This window comes from Longimicrobium sp., assembly GCF_036399255.1.
GTDB lineage: Bacteria > Gemmatimonadota > Gemmatimonadetes > Longimicrobiales > Longimicrobiaceae > Longimicrobium.
The window spans coordinates 24,649-40,554 of sequence record NZ_DASWNM010000076.1 but is presented as its reverse complement, the minus strand read 5'-3'; the positions used below and the strand labels follow the sequence as shown (position 1 = coordinate 40,554).

11 protein-coding genes are annotated in these 15,906 nt (G+C 68.2%); 3 read left to right on the top strand and 8 right to left on the bottom strand.

Annotation, left to right across the window (positions count from 1 at the left end; translation table 11 throughout):
* Positions 1-7 precede the first annotated feature (7 nt).
* The 3 genes from VGC13_RS12250 to VGC13_RS12240 form a co-directional block, all read right to left on the bottom strand.
* Positions 8-958, bottom strand: a complete 951-nt coding sequence (locus tag VGC13_RS12250) for a hypothetical protein (RefSeq protein ID WP_331125550.1) — start codon at positions 956-958, stop codon at positions 8-10.
* Between the two features lie 147 nt (positions 959-1,105).
* Positions 1,106-2,455 (bottom strand): DNA cytosine methyltransferase, encoded by a 1,350-nt coding sequence (locus VGC13_RS12245; protein ID WP_331125549.1) that lies wholly within the window; start codon positions 2,453-2,455, stop codon positions 1,106-1,108.
* 402 nt (positions 2,456-2,857) lie between these two features.
* Positions 2,858-3,199 carry a hypothetical protein gene (locus VGC13_RS12240; RefSeq protein WP_331125548.1) on the bottom strand — a complete coding sequence of 114 codons (342 nt, stop codon included), beginning with the start codon at positions 3,197-3,199 and terminating at the stop codon, positions 2,858-2,860.
* A gap of 121 nt (positions 3,200-3,320) precedes the next feature.
* Here VGC13_RS12240 and VGC13_RS12235 point away from each other — a divergent pair, with 121 nt between their 5' ends.
* On the top strand, positions 3,321-4,304 hold the full coding sequence (locus VGC13_RS12235) for a DUF4249 family protein (RefSeq protein ID WP_331125547.1): 984 nt from the start codon (positions 3,321-3,323) through the stop codon (positions 4,302-4,304).
* A gap of 308 nt (positions 4,305-4,612) precedes the next feature.
* Here the strand turns inward: VGC13_RS12235 and VGC13_RS12230 are convergent, their stop codons facing one another.
* Complete coding sequence (locus VGC13_RS12230) at positions 4,613-5,347, bottom strand: SIMPL domain-containing protein (protein WP_331125546.1); 735 nt, start codon at positions 5,345-5,347, stop codon at positions 4,613-4,615.
* Between the two features lie 628 nt (positions 5,348-5,975).
* On the opposite strand from VGC13_RS12230, the gene VGC13_RS12225 reads away from it, so the two are divergent.
* Positions 5,976-6,641 (top strand): 7-carboxy-7-deazaguanine synthase QueE, encoded by a 666-nt coding sequence (locus VGC13_RS12225; RefSeq protein ID WP_331125545.1) that lies wholly within the window; start codon positions 5,976-5,978, stop codon positions 6,639-6,641.
* Positions 6,642-6,667: 26 nt separating this feature from the next.
* Positions 6,668-7,597 (top strand): histone deacetylase, encoded by a 930-nt coding sequence (locus tag VGC13_RS12220; RefSeq protein WP_331125544.1) that lies wholly within the window; start codon positions 6,668-6,670, stop codon positions 7,595-7,597.
* Between the two features lie 121 nt (positions 7,598-7,718).
* Here VGC13_RS12220 and VGC13_RS12215 read toward each other — a convergent pair whose 3' ends face one another.
* The 4 genes from VGC13_RS12215 to VGC13_RS12200 form a co-directional block, all read right to left on the bottom strand.
* On the bottom strand, positions 7,719-8,528 hold the full coding sequence (locus tag VGC13_RS12215; protein ID WP_331125543.1) for an SDR family oxidoreductase: 810 nt from the start codon (positions 8,526-8,528) through the stop codon (positions 7,719-7,721).
* Positions 8,529-9,418: 890 nt separating this feature from the next.
* Positions 9,419-11,608, bottom strand: coding sequence for a putative bifunctional diguanylate cyclase/phosphodiesterase (locus VGC13_RS12210; RefSeq protein ID WP_331125615.1), 2,190 nt, complete (start codon positions 11,606-11,608; stop codon positions 9,419-9,421).
* A 493-nt stretch (positions 11,609-12,101) separates the two neighbouring features.
* Complete coding sequence (locus VGC13_RS12205) at positions 12,102-13,865, bottom strand: M20/M25/M40 family metallo-hydrolase (RefSeq protein ID WP_331125542.1); 1,764 nt, start codon at positions 13,863-13,865, stop codon at positions 12,102-12,104.
* An 877-nt stretch (positions 13,866-14,742) separates the two neighbouring features.
* Positions 14,743-15,897 carry a serpin family protein gene (locus tag VGC13_RS12200; RefSeq protein WP_331125541.1) on the bottom strand — a complete coding sequence of 385 codons (1,155 nt, stop codon included), beginning with the start codon at positions 15,895-15,897 and terminating at the stop codon, positions 14,743-14,745.
* Positions 15,898-15,906: the final 9 nt, after the last annotated feature.

Below are 15,906 nucleotides of genomic sequence, written 5' to 3'. Positions count from 1 at the left end.
TAACCGGTCAACCGGCGGAAGGCTCGACGATCTGTTTCAACCAATCCGAAAGGCTGTACAGCCTTTTGCTTTTGATCCGGTCAAGTACAGCGGCAGCCGAGCGTTGAGGTGAAGGCCCATACGCTGCCACTAGTCCATCAGTATTCACATGTACAACGTGAGAAAACAGAAGCCTGTTCCCTCGTAAATTGTCGCAGGCAGCGACCAACCGGGCCGGATCAAACTCGTTTGTCACCAACACGTAGTCAAACTCCTGCCCCGCCTGTTCTAATCGCTCATACACATCGTAATCAGTAACGAACTGCTCCTCGCGATCAGCACGAATCGACCACTTGGCAGTAACCAGCGTGCGATGACCAGACGCTGGTTTCACAATAGCCAAGTCAACGCGCTTTGCCTTTTCGTTACCTCTGGATGGATAAAATCCCGGCAGGTCCTGCAGTAGCTTTCTTGTTTCTGCTGTAATTGGCTCAGACGGTGTTAGTCTGCTGACGATCGACGCCAGCACATCTTCAAAACCTTCTCCGACTAGGTTCTTTCGTTTGTTTTCTTGTGTCAGATATGTGTGGATCCGGTCGGTAAGCGCCCGCCATATGCTTGCGGTCGGCTGCTCTTGCAGGTATGCGCCTAACTCCTCCCGAATTAACGAGACAAGTTCGGGATCATCGCCGGGCTCCGGAAATCCCAGCCCCTCGTAAGGTGCCCTTTGTGCCTGAGCGGAAACGACATCCCTTCTCTGCTGCGAGTTCACAGCGCTTGCCAAGTCCTCGATAGCTCGCTGGAACAGCCAGTCGATCTGATCTGCAAGGCGCGCCGGTGTGGTACCCAAGGCGCTCGCAACCCAGGCATGGAAAGCGAGCGAGCGTCCATACCAGCGCCGCCCGGGCTGGCTTTTGTCGCTCTCATAACAATGTGCAAGCCCGGTCGTTCTGTCGATCCACAGGAGCAGGCGGTACACATGCTCCCATGCATCGGTTGCGGTGGGAGCAGGGTGCGCCGCAAACCATACGTCGAGCAGGCGTTTCCGATTCTCCGATCCGAACGGGTTGAGTACAACCGACGGAGCCGGGAGGGAGGAAAATGATTCCTGTGACAGGTGCGTCTCCTAAGCTGTATGCCGTCTGACAAGCATGTCGCTCATTGCTTGCTGCAGAGCCACTGCAGCAGCCCGCGCGAGCAATGGCGGAACTGCGTTCCCTACTTGCCGGTAACGCGAGTGAGCCGGACCGCCATCAACCCGATTGGGTACCGATCCTTGGCGGACGTCAGTAGTGAAGACAAAACGATCCGGGAATGACTGGAGGCGCGCGAACTCCCTAACGGAAAGCGAGCGCGGGAATTGATAATGATAAGCGGAATCGGCCTTCGTGTTCAGAGTCCACGCCCAAATTCCTGGGTGCAAGCGGCGATATGCATAGAAATGGCGGCGCGAAAGCTTGCCGGAGCCATTGTCTTGGCCCCAGCGTTGTCCTGTTATATACCTCTGCAGCAGCTTTTCTTCCAGATCTCTATAGTTCCCGCCTGGTGGAATGTTCTCTAGCCGGAGGCGAGTGTCGTCCTGAATACGAGGGACCTGCACGTTGATGACGAGATCTCCGGCGTCTTCACGCATCAGACGCTGGTATGCGGATGCTGGGGAGCGTAGACGCTCATATGAGAGAACGTCTTTTCGATTCCCTACCGGAAGATCGGATAGGTCTGAGAGAGCCTGCTCCACCGTCACAACCGCGGGATCAGCGGGATCGGCAAGCGCAGTGCCTACTCCAATTCTCAAGGCATCTTCCTGAACAATCACCTCGTAATGCGTGTTCGCAGCACCCTGCCGCCGCTGGAGACCGATTCGTTCGGTAGCACCCGTCCCCTGAAGAGCAGGAGGATCACATCTGAGTGAATGATGGACTCCGAGAAACAGCAGGCGCTTCCGAGTTTGGGGCACACCAAAGTCGGCGGCGTCCACAACCTGCGGTATGACCCGGTATTCCCCATTCAACGACAGATCACGAACAATTTGGTCCCGCACTCCCATCTGATCCATCCCCGTGACATTCTCCATCAAGAATGCATAGGGAAGTGTGCGGCTTACAATGTCAACGAACTCTCGGTATAAAGAATTTCTCGGATCGTCAATGATGCGGACATGGTTGCGCACTTGAGAGTACGCTTGGCATGGAGGTCCCCCTACGATGACGTCGGCCGAACTAGCTACCTCGAGGATTCTTTTGCGAACCTCTGCCGTCCGAATGTCCCCCACGACTGTTGTGGCTTCAGGGAAATTTCGCGCGTAAGTCGCGGCGGCATCTGGGTCAATTTCCAGTCCGGCAACGATGCTGTAGCCTGCTTGGCGGAATCCTTCGGAAATGCCTCCAGCTCCCGCAAAGAGGTCGATGACCCTGTACGGAGTACGCTGAGGGAAGGCATCTCGCTCGCGAACTAGCGCGATTGTCCTCGAAGGCACCGTCTCTCACTAGCAGGTTTGCAGCACGGCAATCGCGCTGGCGTGGATAGCTAGGATGTGGCTGTCCAGAGGACATGCACAGAATCCAAATTAGCGGGGGCCCGGTTCCAGCGCTATATCCGTTTTCAGTTCTGTGTCGGGGGGCGTCCTCTGGGACTTCAAATTATTCGGAGGCGAGTGTGAGCCGGCTTGCGAGGTAAAGAAGAGGCCGCCGGCAACGCATTGTAGCGCTCCTCACGGGCTGCACATCGCGGAGGTGGCGGTGGCGCCCGGACGACCGGATAGTGGTGGAAAAACGAGAGGACGCGGAGGCGTGCTGCCTTCTCCGCGTCCTCTCTCCGTTCCTCCGCGTGAGATCCCTCTCGGTCCGCAGCCCGGTGTTCGTGCGGGACCGGCCGCGGCCTACTCGGCGACGGGGGCCTGCAGCTGGAGCGCGGCGGCCGCGCGCTGCACGACGGGCGTGGTGCCGGGCGCGCACGTCTGCACGAGGATGCGCGCCGCGGCGGTGCCGTGCGACGAGGGGGAGCGGCGGCCACTCGACGGGCTCGCCGCGGTCTGCGGGGCGTACATCGCGGTGACGCGCAACGTGCGGGTCGCCTCGCCGGCGTCCAGGATCGCGACGGTCAGCCGGTCGTGGTACACCACTTCGGAGAGCGGGGAATTGCTGGCGACCGTCGTCTTTTCCGCGGCGATGAACCCGGCGCCCTGGTCGGCGTTGGTCACGTTGAAGCCCATCTCGTTCACCGTGCGAAAGGCGCAGCCTCGCGGCCGGCGCCCCGCGCGGCACGGACCGCGCGGGGGATGCCCGTGTAGAAGCAGGGCTCGGAAGGATGACGCGGCAACCGCACTAGGGCAGGGAATGCAGTTGAGGACGATGATTGCGACGGCCGCCGCAGCACTCGCGCTTTCCGCGTGCACCATCGCGGACGTGACGGTGGCGCCGGGGGACGACCGGCTGGTGGTGGAGGCGGTGCTGCGGACGGACACGCGCGGGCAGTTCATCCTGCTGCACCGCGGGGTGCGGTCGGGCGTGGCCGAGGGCGAGGTAGACGCGACGGTGGTGGTCACCCGCGGCGACGGCGTCAGCATTCCCTTCTACGAGACGGCCGACCCCTGCTACGCCATCGACTCGGCCTACCTGCAGGCGGAGGACCCGGTGGACATCCGCGGCACCTGCTACGCCTCGCCGCGGTCGCTGGGCAACTGGGTGGTCCCCGGCGCCACGTACGACCTGAGCGTGCGCACCCTGCGCGGGGAGGAGGCGCGGGGGCGCACCACGGTGCCGGGCGCCTTTACGCTGCGGGGCGTGTCGGTGTCGCGACTGGAGCACGAGCCGGCCCTCCCCTGCACGCTCCCGCCGCTTACGCCGCTGCCGCTTACCTGGACGCAGGCGGCGGGGGCGTGGGGATACATTGCCCCGCTGCGCATCTGGGGGCTCAGCCGGGTGCTCCCCGACACCTTCAACGCGCCGGACCCGCTGCAGCTGGTGGGTGTGTCGGTCTCCGCGGCGGACACGTCGCTGGTGCTGCCGGGCGAGTTCGGCGTGTTCGACAGGTTCGACTACGACCAGAACCTGCTGCGGCTGCTGCAGACGGGGCTGCCCGCCGGCACCACGGCCCGCGTGGTGATCGCCGCGGGGGACCGCAACTACATTAACGGCGTGCGCGGCGGCTCGTTCAACCCCTCGGGCCCCATCCGCATCTCCAGCATCGTGGGCGACGGCGTGGGCGTGTTCGGCTCGCTGGTGCCGCTCACCACCATCCTGGAGGTGGGCACGCCCGGCCCCGGCGCCATCCGCTGCGGCGAGTACCAGGAGGCGTCGCCGCCCGTCGTGGGCTCCGCCCCGTGAGATGAATCCCGAGTTCCGGTGTGTCCCACCCCAAACGTGGTCTCATTCAGATTCTCGGCCCGATTGTGCGTTCTCCCACAGCCCGTCTCATCCTCATGCCAGATCCTGAAAAAGAATGATCGTACAGAGGAACAGAGTCAGACAGAGGAAACGAGATCATGCTTCCACTCGCTTTCTCTGTCTGACTCTGTTCCTCTGTACCCTACAGGTGTTGCTTTTCCGGGTCTGTATCAGCTCGGAGAAAAGAGAGAGGACGCAGATGAAAGTCTCATCCGCGTCCTCTCTCCGTTCCTTCGCGGGATGCGTTTCTACATGCTGAACGCGTAGACGATCATCACCGTGGCGCGGACGATCTGCTCGCCGGGGTTGATGGGGGTGGGCGCGCTCTGGGCCACCGCGTCCATCATCATCTCCTGGCGCGCCATCACCGGCGGGCCGTAGCCCACGTCCAGCGTGGCGGCCTCGCGGATCATCCCCAGGCTTACCCCCATGGCGGCCGCCAGCGCCTCGGCGTCGGCGCGGGCGCGGCGGGTGGCGTCGGCGATGGCCTGCTGCCGGTAGCGCGCGGGGTCGCGCAGGCCGAAGCGCACCCCGTGCACGCGGTTGGCGCCCGCCCCCAGCGCCGCGTCGATGATGCCGCCCACGCGCGCGATCTCGTAGGTGGTGGCCGAGACGGTGTTCATCACCCGGTAGCCGCGGATGCGGGGCTCGCCGCCCTGCTCCACCGGCCGCGGGTCGTAATCCGGGAACACGTTGTAGTCGCGCGTCTCGATGCGCTCGCGCGGCACGCCGGCGCGCACCAGCGCGGCGATCACCCGCTCCATAAGCTGCGCGTTGGCCGCGGCCGCCTCCTGCGCGTTGCCGGCGGAGGTTTCCACCGCGAAGTCCGCCATGGCCTGGTCGGGCGCGGCGCGCACCTCGCCCGTCCCGGTCACCCGGATGGAGGGGTGCGGCGCGGGGGGCGGCACCTGGGGCTGCGCCGCCGCGTCCGTGGACAGTCCCAGCACGGCCGCCGCGGCGGCCAGCATCGTCGTCATCTTCATCCCGTTCCTCTTGTTCTGGATTGCGTGCGCGCCGCACCGTCGCGGCTCGCGTGCAGGTACCCGCCGCCCCGCGCGCAGGTTGCGCGCCGCAGGGGAGATGGGGGAAAAGAGGTGGGCCCGGAGCGGGGAGGCTCCGGGCCCGGATTGGGGGGCGGACAGCGTCAGACGGCGTGGAGGGCGGGTGCTGCGGTCGACGAGGAAGGCGGGGTGGTGCGGATGCTCTGAAGACTTCGGGCCACCGTTCGCTGACCCCCCCGGGTCAGGTGCCCCAACTGGGCGCTTGCGGCCTCCTTAAGGGCAAGGCCGGGGCCAGGGTGCCAGGATCTACAACGTCGTTGATGTACAACGACTTACAGAACACTTGCCACGGCGAGGGCGGGATTTCGTGGGGAGAAGAGGGGACGATGTGAGACGTGGATGCCCCATAGGTGTTTTCACCTGTATACAAAACGCGACGAGACATACGAGAAAACAGGTACGTGAGTGTGCCTGAATCCGGAATTTTGCCTCTGTTACCGCATCAGCCACGGGTGCGGAAACGGGCGAGGTGGACGGACAGGGGTCCCGCCGCCCGTCCGGGGATGGTAAGTTTGCGCGCGGGCGGCGGATGCGGCCCGGCGGCTCCACGGTGATCGAGGTACGGCGGATGGCGGGAAAGAAGTACGGGATCCGGGAAGTGTTCGCGACGCTGCAGGGCGAGGGCGCGCAGGCGGGAACGCCCGCCGTGTTCCTGCGCTTTGCGGGGTGCAACCTGGGCTACGACGTGTGCCCCTGGTGCGACACCGACTGGGTGAAGGCCGCGTACACGCTGGACCTGGAGGGAACGCTGGACTTCGTGCGCGCCACGGCGGAGCAGGGGTTTGGCGGAGAAAAGCCGGGGCTGCTGCTGGTGGCCACGGGCGGCGAGCCCAGCCTGCAGTTCGACCGGCCGCTGTCCGACGCGCTGCGGGCCCGCGGCTACCGCATCACCATGGAATCCAACGGCTCGCGCCCCGTGGACCGCTCGCTGGTGGACTGGCTGACCGTTTCGCCCAAGCAGGCGCAGTTCGCCCAGAAGGAAGGCGACGAGCTGAAGCTGCTCTATACCGGCGGCGCCGCGCCTGGGATCACGCCGGACGTGGACGCGGTGCGGCGGATCGCGGACGGGACGCGCTTCGGGCAGTACTTTCTGCAGCCGGTGGACGTGCCCGTGCTGGGCGGGCCAAACTATGGCGAAACCATCGCGGCGGTGATGGAGCTGGGGCCGCCCTGGCGAATGTCGGTGCAGACGCACAAGGTGGCCGGGATCCCGTGACGCCTCCCGTGCTCCAGGGCTGAGGCGTGCGCGCGTTCTACACGGACCGCTTCGTCCTGCCGCTGCCGGTGGGACATCGTTTCCCGATGGTAAAGTACGCGCGGCTCCGCGAGCGCTGCCTGGCCGAAGGCGTGCTGCGCCCAGGTGACTTGATCGAGCCCTCCGCGGCCGCGTGGGACGCGCTGGCGCTGGTGCACGAGCCCGCGTACCTGGCCGCCGTCCGCGAGGGGGCGCTGACGCCGCTGGAGCAGCGCCGCATCGGCTTTCCGTGGAGCCCGGAGATGGTGGAGCGCTGCCGCCGCTCCACGGGCGGCACGCTGCAGGCCGCGCGGGCCGCGCTGGACGAGGCGGCGGCGCGCGGCTGGGGCGTGGCGGTGAACCTGGCCGGCGGCACGCACCACGCCTGCCCGGACCACGGCGAGGGCTTCTGCGTCTTCAACGACGCCGCCGTGGCCATCCGCGTCCTGCAGCGCGAGGGGCGCATCCAGCGCGCGGTGGTGCTGGACTGCGACGTCCACCAGGGCAACGGCACCGCCGCCGCCTTCCGCGCCGATCCCTCCGTCTTCACCTTCTCCATCCACGGCGCCAGGAACTTTCCGTTCCGCAAGGAGCGCGGGTCGCTGGACGTGGAGCTTCCCGACGGCGTCGGCGACGACGTCTTTCTGGCCGCGCTCGAGATGCACGTCCCGCAGATCCTGGACGATTTTCGCCCGGAGCTGGCGGTCTACCTGGCGGGTGCGGACCCGTGGCGCGAAGACCGCTTCGGGCGGCTGGGGATGAGCAAGGAGGGATTGATGGCGCGCGACCGCCTGGTCCTGGGCGCCTGCCGCGACGCCGGCATCCCCGTGGCCGTGGCGATGGCCGGCGGCTACGCGCGGGACACGGAGGACACGGTCGACATCCACGTGCGGACCATCGCAATCTGCGCGGAGATGTGGGCATGGGATAGTGCCTAGTGCCGGAGTACCTAGTGCCTAGGGATAGCACCTGTGCCAGAGTACCTGGTGCCTGGTACCTTGCTGCTGACACTCTCGGTACTCGGTACTCGGTACTCTGGCACTAGGTACTTCTCCTCCCTCACCGCGAATCGTTGACCCGCCGGGCGATCCGCGCCGCCACGCCCATCGGCAGCATGCGCGCGAAGGTGCTCGTCACGCGGTTGGCGAAGCCGGGGGCCACCTGCGTCTTGCCCGCGTCGAACGCGGCCAGGCCGGCCTGCACCACCGCTTCCGCCGTCAGCACGCCGGGCTGGCCCAGCTGCACGCGCGTGCCGGCCACCGCCTGGAATCCGGTGGGCGTGGGCCCGGGCGAAAGGCAGAGGATGCGCACGCCGGAGCCGCGGTTCTCCTCCGCCATCGCCTCCGAGAGCGAGAGGACGAACGCCTTGGTGGCGGCGTAGACGGACTTCATGGGCACCGGCTGGAACGCGGCGACGGAGCCCACGTTGATGATGCCGCCCGACCCGCGCGGCCGCATCTGTCCCAGCGCCAGGTGGGCCAGCTGCAGCACGGCCGTGCAGTTGAGCGCCACCATCTCTGCCTGCCGGTCCGCCGGCAACTCGTCGAAGCGGCCGTGCAGGCCAAAGCCGGCGTTGTTCACCAGCAGGTGGATGGGGCCCTCGGCGCCCGCCTCCGCCTCCGCCTCCGCCTCCGCCCACGCCCGCGCCGCCTCGCCGGGGCGCGACAGGTCCGCGGCCACCACCGCCGCGCGCACGCCGTGCCGCGCCTGGATCTCCCCCGCCAGCGCCGCCAGCCGGTCCGCGGAGCGCGCGCAGAGCACGACGTGCATCCCCCGCCCCGCCAGCGCCCTCGCGAACGCCTCCCCGATTCCCATCGACGCGCCCGTCACCAGCGCCCACCGCCCCCGGTAGTCGAAATGTCGGCTCATCATCTCTCCCGGCGAAGTGACCTGCGGATACGACACGGCCCGCAAACGGTTGACCATCGCGTGCGGGCCCTTGATGATCCGCCTCCAGGAGCGAATGAATTCGCCGCTGGAACAGCGCGAAATCCGCCTGCGCGGATTGTGGCCGCGAGATCCGCGCGCGCGACGGATCACCAGGATGCGGACGGTAGATTCCTCGGTCGCGCGCCGGGTCCAGGGGTGGCGGACGGTGCGGTGCGGCGCTCCCTCGGAATGACAGAGTGGGGTGCGGAGCGGGGGCTTGGCATCACCGCCCGTGCGCGGAGCGCGCCCATGGGGTTGAAGCCTTCAGGAGCGAATGAATTCGCCGCTGGAAAATCGCAAAATCCGCCTGCGCGGATTGTGGCCGCAAGGTCCGCACGCGCGACGGGTCACCAGGATGCGGACGGTAGATTCCTCGGTCGCGCGCCGGGTCCAGGGGTGGCGGACGGTGCGGTGCGGCGCTCCCTCGGAATGACAGAGTGGGTGCTGATGGTGTGCAGCCGGTGCGCATACCGTGCGCGGAGCGCGCCCATGGGGTTGGAGCCTTCAGGAGCGAATGAATTCGCCGCTGGAAAATCGCAAAATCCGCCTGCGCGGATTGTGGCCGCAAGGTCCGCGCGCACGACCGGTCACCAGGATGCGGACGGTAGATTCCTCGGTCGCGCGCCGGGTCCAGGGGTGGCGGACGGTGTGGCGCGGCGCTCCCTCGGAATGACAGAGTGGGGTGCGCAGCGGGGACTCGGCATCACCGCTCCCGTGCGCGGAGCGCCCATGGTGTTGAAGCCCCGCCTGGCGAGCTTTGCGAGCCTTGGGCGGGGCTTGTGGCCGTTCCAGCCGCGGGCTTTAGCCCGCGTGCTGAGGCGCCGCACCCCCTACCAGCTCGGGTCCGTCTCGAACAGGCTGTCGATCTGGTCCGCGGGGACGGGGCGCGAAAAGAAGAAGCCCTGCCCGTACTCGCATTTCAGCGTCCGCAGCTCGCCCAGCAGCTCGGCGTTCTCGATCCCCTCGCTCACCACCGCCACCCCCAGCGCGTGCGCCATCGCCACGATGGTGCGCACGATCTGCAGGCCGCCGCAGTCGGGCCCGCTGACGAACGAGCGGTCGATCTTGAGCGCGTCCAGCGGCAGACGGTGCAGGTAGCTGAGCGACGAGTACCCCGTGCCAAAGTCGTCCACGTGCAGCTGCACGCCCAGCGCCTTCATCCGCCCCAGCGTCTCGATGACCCGCGACGAGTGCTGCAGGATCACGCTTTCGGTGATCTCCAGCTCCAGCGTTCCCGGCGCGATGCGCGTCTTGACCAGAATGGCCTTTACCCGCTCTACCAGGTCCGGCTGCGCGAGCTGCCGGGCGCTCAGGTTCACCGCCATCTTCAGCGCCTCCCCGCCGGGCCGCTCCTGCCAGCTCCGCAGCGTGCGGCACGCCTCCTCGAGCACCCACAGGCCGATGGGCAGGATGAGCCCCGTCTCTTCGGCCATGGGGATGAAGTCGTCGGGGAGCACCAGGCCGCGCTCCGGGTGCTGCCAGCGGGCCAGCGCCTCGAACCCCGAGATGCGCCCCGTCGCCAGGTCCACGACCGGCTGGTAGAACACGCGCAGCTCGCCCCGCTCCAGCGCCCGCCGCAGGTCCGTCTCCAGCTGCAGCCGCGCCATGGCCTCGGCGTGCATGGCCGGGTCGAACACGTGGTAGCGCCCGTCGCCCGCCTCGCGCGCGCGGATCATGGCGATGCCGGCGTCGCGCAGCACGTCCTCGGCGCGCTCGTACACCGGCCCGCTCAGCACCACGCCCACGCTGACCCCCGAGAACACCTCGCGCCCCGCCGCGCGCAGCGGCTGCACCAGCATCTGCCGCACGCAGGTGGCCACGCGCGTGGCCTCGCCCACGCCGCGCACCCCGTCCATCAGAATGGCGAACTGGTCGCCGCCCACGTACGCCACCATGGCGTCCTCCGGCGCGCACTCGCGCAGCCGCGACGCCGCGCCGGCCAGCAGCTCGTCGCCCGCGGCGCGGCCCAGGCTGTCGGTGACCAGCTGGATGCGGTCCAGCTCCACCGCCAGCACCGCGAAGCGCTGGCCGTCGCGGCGGGCCAGGTCCAGCGCCAGCTCAAGCCGGTGCGCCAGCAGCCCCCGGTTGGGGAGCTGCGTGACCGGGTCGTAGAATGCGTTGCGCAGCAGCTCGCGCTCCAGCCGCTTGCGGTGCGTAAGGTCTTCGCAGCAGGTCACCAGCGCCACCGGTCGCCCCGCCGCGTCGCGCACCACGTCCGAGCGCAGCAGCACGGGAAAGACGGAGCCGTCCTTGCGCACGTTCACCGTCTCGCGGCTCCAGCTGGTGGCCTCGTTCATCCGTTCGGCGTCCAGCGGGCGCGCGTTCTTCGCCGGGGCAAAGACGCGCGCGTGGCGGCCCACCAGCTCGTCGGGGGTGTAGCCGTGCATCCGCGCGTCGGCGGGGTTGCTGTACAGAATGCGGCCGCGCGTGTCGGTGATGGTCACGCCCAGCTGCATGGTTTCCACCGCCTTGCGCAGCATCCGCAGGTTCACGCTGCCGCGCGCGCTCTGCGCCGCCCGGGCCAGCGCCTGCTCCATGGCCGGCGTTCCGTCGCGCGACGACACCAGGAGCGAGGCAAAGCGGGCCAGCGAGGCCAGCAGGTCCACCTCCTCCGCCGTCCACGCGCGCGGGCGCTCGTCGGCCACGCACAGCGCCCCCGCCATCCGCCCGTCCGCCCGGCGAAACGGGATCCCCGCGTACCCGATCTCCCCCAGCCACACCGCGGGGTCGCGCCGCACCGCCGGGTGCTCGCGCGCGTCCTCGATGAGCAGCGGTTCGCCCGAGAGCACCGCCACCCCGCACAGCGAGCGCGCCAGCGGGGCCTCGCGCCGCGGGCGCCACGCGTCACCGGCGCTCCCCGCGCTGAACGGCCGCTCGGCGTCCACCAGCGAGATCACGGAGACGGAGGTGTCCAGAAGGCGCGCGGCAAACCCCGCCAGCCGCTCGAAGCCGGCCTCGGGCGTGTCGGAGGAGTAAAGGAGCGTGCCGAGCTCTGCGCCGCCGGCCGCGTGCAGAAGCATCACGGGCGTGCCTGGGATCTGAGGGGGACAGCCGCGTTCCGGAGATGGCGCAGGCAGGATGCGTGCGCGTTCGCCGGAAAGGGAGGGAAAAGGATTGGGTGTGGATGATGACGACGAATAGTAACGGCCGGTCACACCACGCGGAATGGTTTTCGTAAACAAAGCGTCCACCCCGGCGCCCCGGCGTCCGCACCGTTCCTTCAGGTTCGTTTCCGATATGGATTTCCGTGGATGAGGGGCAAGATGCGTACACGACCATTTACAGGAGAAAAGCACCGGCCGCAACGCCGGATTCCGGTGTTTTCCTCATGAAGCGGTACGGAGCCGGCGGAAGCCGTCTTTGTTCTCTTCTCGCGATCTGCACGTGAACAGGCGGAACGCATCGCGGCGATCGACAAAAAGAAGTCTCACCCAGAGGCCGCAGAGGCCACAGAGGAAATTTTCCCTCTGTGGCCTCTGGAACCTCTGGGTGAGACCCGTCTTTTTGTGGGGATTACTGCTGGCAGGGCGCGTTGGGGTCCTGCCGCGGCCCGTTCACCACCAGCCGCGCCGGCCGGTTGGCCACCTCCGTCGCGATGTCGCGAAGGAACGACGCCACGCGCGCGGAGTGGTCGTAGTCGATGTACTGCGGCTCGTCCGTCACCATGTGGTAGTGCGGATGGTATCCCAGCGAAAAGTAGGTGATGGGAATGCCGAACCGCGCGTACATGAAGTGGTCGCTGCGGCAGTAGCGGTTGGCCGGGTGCCCCGCCGTGTCCCACGCGTAGTCCGGCTGCATGGGCGGGGTGCGGCGGCCGTTCAGCGCGTCGATCAGGTCGCCCAGCTCCGTCGAAAGCCGCCGCGAGCCGATCATCTGGATGCTGTACGGTCCGCCGCCCGCCACCTCCGACGCGCGCCCGTGCCCCACCATGTCCATGTTCAGCACGGTGACGATGGAGTCGCGCGGCACGGTGGGGTTCTCGCTGAAGTGCTGCGAGCCCAGCAGCCCCGCCTCTTCGGCCGTGTGCGAGATGAACAGGATGGAGCGCCGCGGCCGCTCGCCGCGCGAGGCCAGCTCCTCGGCGATCTCCAGCAGCGCCACCGTGCCGCTGCCGTCGTCGTCCGCGCCGTTGTAGATGCTGTCCATGCGCGTGCCGTCCGCGCCCAGGCTGTCGCGCAGCGCCCGGATGCGCGCCCACTGCGCCGGCGTGGGCGTGCCCACGGGGTCGTTGGCGCCCTGCGGCCGCATGACCGTGTTGTACGCCACGGTGCTGTCGTGGTCGAACGCCCGGTCGCTGATCCCCTCGTGGTCGTTGTGCGCGCTGATCCCCACGTACTGCCGGTTCACCGCCGGGTCCGAGCCGCGCAGCACGGCGATCACGTTGCGCGCCGGCGCGTCCACCGGGCGCGGGGCGTAGTTGAAGCCGCCGCTGACCCGCGCGCGCCCCGCGGCGCCGGGCTGCAGGGTGGCCGGCGCGGCGCCCAGCATGCGCTGCGCCACGGCCGCCGTCACCAGCAGCCCCGCCGGCCCGCGCGTGGGGATCTGGCTGATGTCCAGCAGCCCCGACTGCTGCGCGAACGGCAGGTTGCGCAGCCCCTGCGACGAGATGTCCAGCGACGCCACCACGACGGCCGCCGCGCTGGGAAGCCGCGGCTGCGGCGCCAGCCAGACGCGGTAGTTGGTCTGCCCGTTCACCACCGGGGGAAGCACGACCACGATCTTGCCTGCCGCCTGCGCGTCGCTGATCATCGCCCCGCCCAGCGTGCCGCCAAAGATTACCGGGGCGTTCTGCACCTGCATCTGCGGCACGTACGCAAAGCGCGACTCCATGTGCGGCAGCGGCACGTAATCCTGCCCCAGCTGCAGCGCCGCCCCATCCACCGAGAGCGACGCGCCCGGCGCCAGGCGCGTGACCGTGAGCGGAATCGTCTGGAAGAAGGTGCCGTTCTCCCCCGCGGGCTCCAGCCCCATGCGGCGGAACTCGGCGGCGATGTACTCCGTGGCCATGTAGTTGCCGCGGTGCCCCGCCTGCCGCCCCATCATGCTGTCGTCGGCGATGGTGTACAGGCGGCTCATCATGTCCTGCGCGGTGATCTGCGCCGTCGTGGGCCGCGCGGCGTACCGCGGCGGCAGCGCGCCGGACGCCGTCTGCGCGGCGGGCGCGGGTGCCTGCGCCGGGGCCGGGATGGACTCGGAAGGCTGCGCCGCGGGCGTACAGCCGGACGCCAGCGCCGCCAGCGCCAGCGTGGCGCGCGCAAGGGATCGGTTGATGGGCACTGCTCTCTCTCGCTCTGGTCTGCCGGTGTTGATGGGATACCGGCGAAGATACAGCCGCCGCCCCGCGCGGCAAGCTCGGAAAAGGATGCGCCTCACGCAGACGCGCGGAGGCGCAGAGAGCCGTGCACTCTCCGCGCCTCCGTTTTCCCAGGTGATGTAGATGGAACAGGGCGTTGGCCTGGCTTCCTGAGTCCAGCGGCCGCTCAACCCACCCCTGCTGGTGAAAACAGCGTTGTCATTCCGAGGCCCGGCCACGCTGCAATCGGACGATCCCGCCGCGGGTTGCAGGGCCGAGGAATCTACTGTCCGCTCGCGCGAGGCCGGACGCGGCAGCCCGCGCCACCACCGCGGCGGCGAAACAGCCAGACAGGGCCAGTATGGGGCGTCGCGGCAGTCTACGAGGAGGCGGAAGGTAGATTCCTCGGTCGCGCACCGGCTTCTGTGATCGCCCAAGGTGCCGAGTGGGCGCTCCCTCGGAATGACAGATTGGGGTGGGCCGCGTTTCCATTCCTGCTGGATGAAAACGGTGTTGTCATTCCGAGGCCCGGCCACGCTGCAATCGGACGATCACGCCGCAGGCTGCAGGGCCGAGGAATCTACCTTCGGCTCGCGCGAGGCCGGACGCGGTAGCCCGCGCCACCGCTGCGGCGGCGAAACAGCCAGACAGGGCCAGTGTGGGGCGTCGCGGCAGTCTACGAGGAGGCGGAAAGTAGATTCCTCGGTCGCGCACCGGCTTTTGTGATCGCCCAAGGTGCCGGGTGTGCGCTTCCTCGGAATGACAGATTGGGAGGGCCAGGTTTTCCATGCAGTCCAGCGGCACTCCGCCCACGGGCGGTTCCGCAACATCCATCAGGGCTTTCTCTGGCCGATCAGACCGTCAGCCCTCCGTCACCGGGTCGTTCACCTGGCCGATGAACAGCAGGGCGCCCGTGGTGTCGTCGCGGATGGCGAAGATGAACGGGCGATCCACGGTGAACTCCCTCGTTCGAGGCGGGCCACCCCGGGTCTTGACCTCGACCAGCGTCACGGCCGCGGCTTCGGTGCCTTCCTCGTTCACCTCGATGAACACCTTCTGCAGCACGGCGCTTACGTAGGGCTCCTCCGCCGCCACGTACTTCGCGGGCAGCATGGCGTCCAGCTCCGCGCGTCCGGCGGCGAACGCTCTCTTCATTCCCATCACCGCCAGAGGCTCCTTCAGAGAGGACATCCCGTTCAGCCGGTACCGGGGCATGGCGACGCGCACCTCCTGCGTGCGGAATTCGGCCATCCATCCCCGCCACGCCTCCACCGCCAGCATCTCCCGCAGGCCCGTGAGCCCCTGCTGGTGATCGGGCAGCAGCACGTACATGGCGATGCGATCGCCGCGGTACGGGAGCCGCACGGCCTGAAAGCCGCCGCCGCGCAGGTAGCCGCAGCGGCCGGTGCGCGACATCATCGGCCGCTCCACCGGGCCGGACGGGGCGTGGAAGGTGCCGGGGCGCGTGGCCGCCGCGCTGAACTCCTCCTTCCAGCGCCCCTTGAAGTAGACCGCGTTCAGCAGGCAGAGGATCACCAGGGGATTGATCGGGTCGCGCATCATCTCCTTGATGCGCCCGCCCGTGCTGCGCGAAACCCACTCGTTGACCGGCCCCGCAGTGCCGAGCGCGGCGGCTTCCGCGCCATACGAACGCCGGACCCCCTCCACGAACGCGGGCAGCAGCGGCGCCCGCGCCCACAGCGAGTTGGCCAGGGCCAGCTCCACCTCGTCGTTCTCCAGCGCGGCGGCCAGGGCGGCGTTGGCCGCGTTCAGCGCGTCCAGCCGCAGCCCCGTCGCCAGCGTCTGCTCGATCTCGGCCAGCGTGTCGCCGGTGGTGCCGTTGGCCAGCATGCCCAGCGCCAGCCCGGCGCTCAGGGGCGAAACGACGACGTTGCCCTCCGGCGCCGCATGGCCCAGCCGCCGGAACAGCTCCATTCCAAAGGCGGCGTAATCCACGCCCCGTGGCACCGCGGGGGCGCGAGACGGTCCGTCCGCGTTGATGGTCTGCTGGTCCATGTGCCGATC

Bases quoted from the DNA above. Each gene is read 5' to 3' on its own strand.
- VGC13_RS12200 (WP_331125541.1), bottom strand. From the start codon at position 15,897: ATGGACCAGCAGACCATCAACGCGGACGGACCGTCTCGCGCCCCCGCG.
- VGC13_RS12215 (WP_331125543.1), bottom strand. From the start codon at position 8,528: ATGAGCCGACATTTCGACTACCGGGGGCGGTGGGCGCTGGTGACGGGC.
- VGC13_RS12210 (WP_331125615.1), bottom strand. From the start codon at position 11,608: ATGCTTCTGCACGCGGCCGGCGGCGCAGAGCTCGGCACGCTCCTTTAC.
- VGC13_RS12230 (WP_331125546.1), bottom strand. From the start codon at position 5,347: ATGAAGATGACGACGATGCTGGCCGCCGCGGCGGCCGTGCTGGGACTG.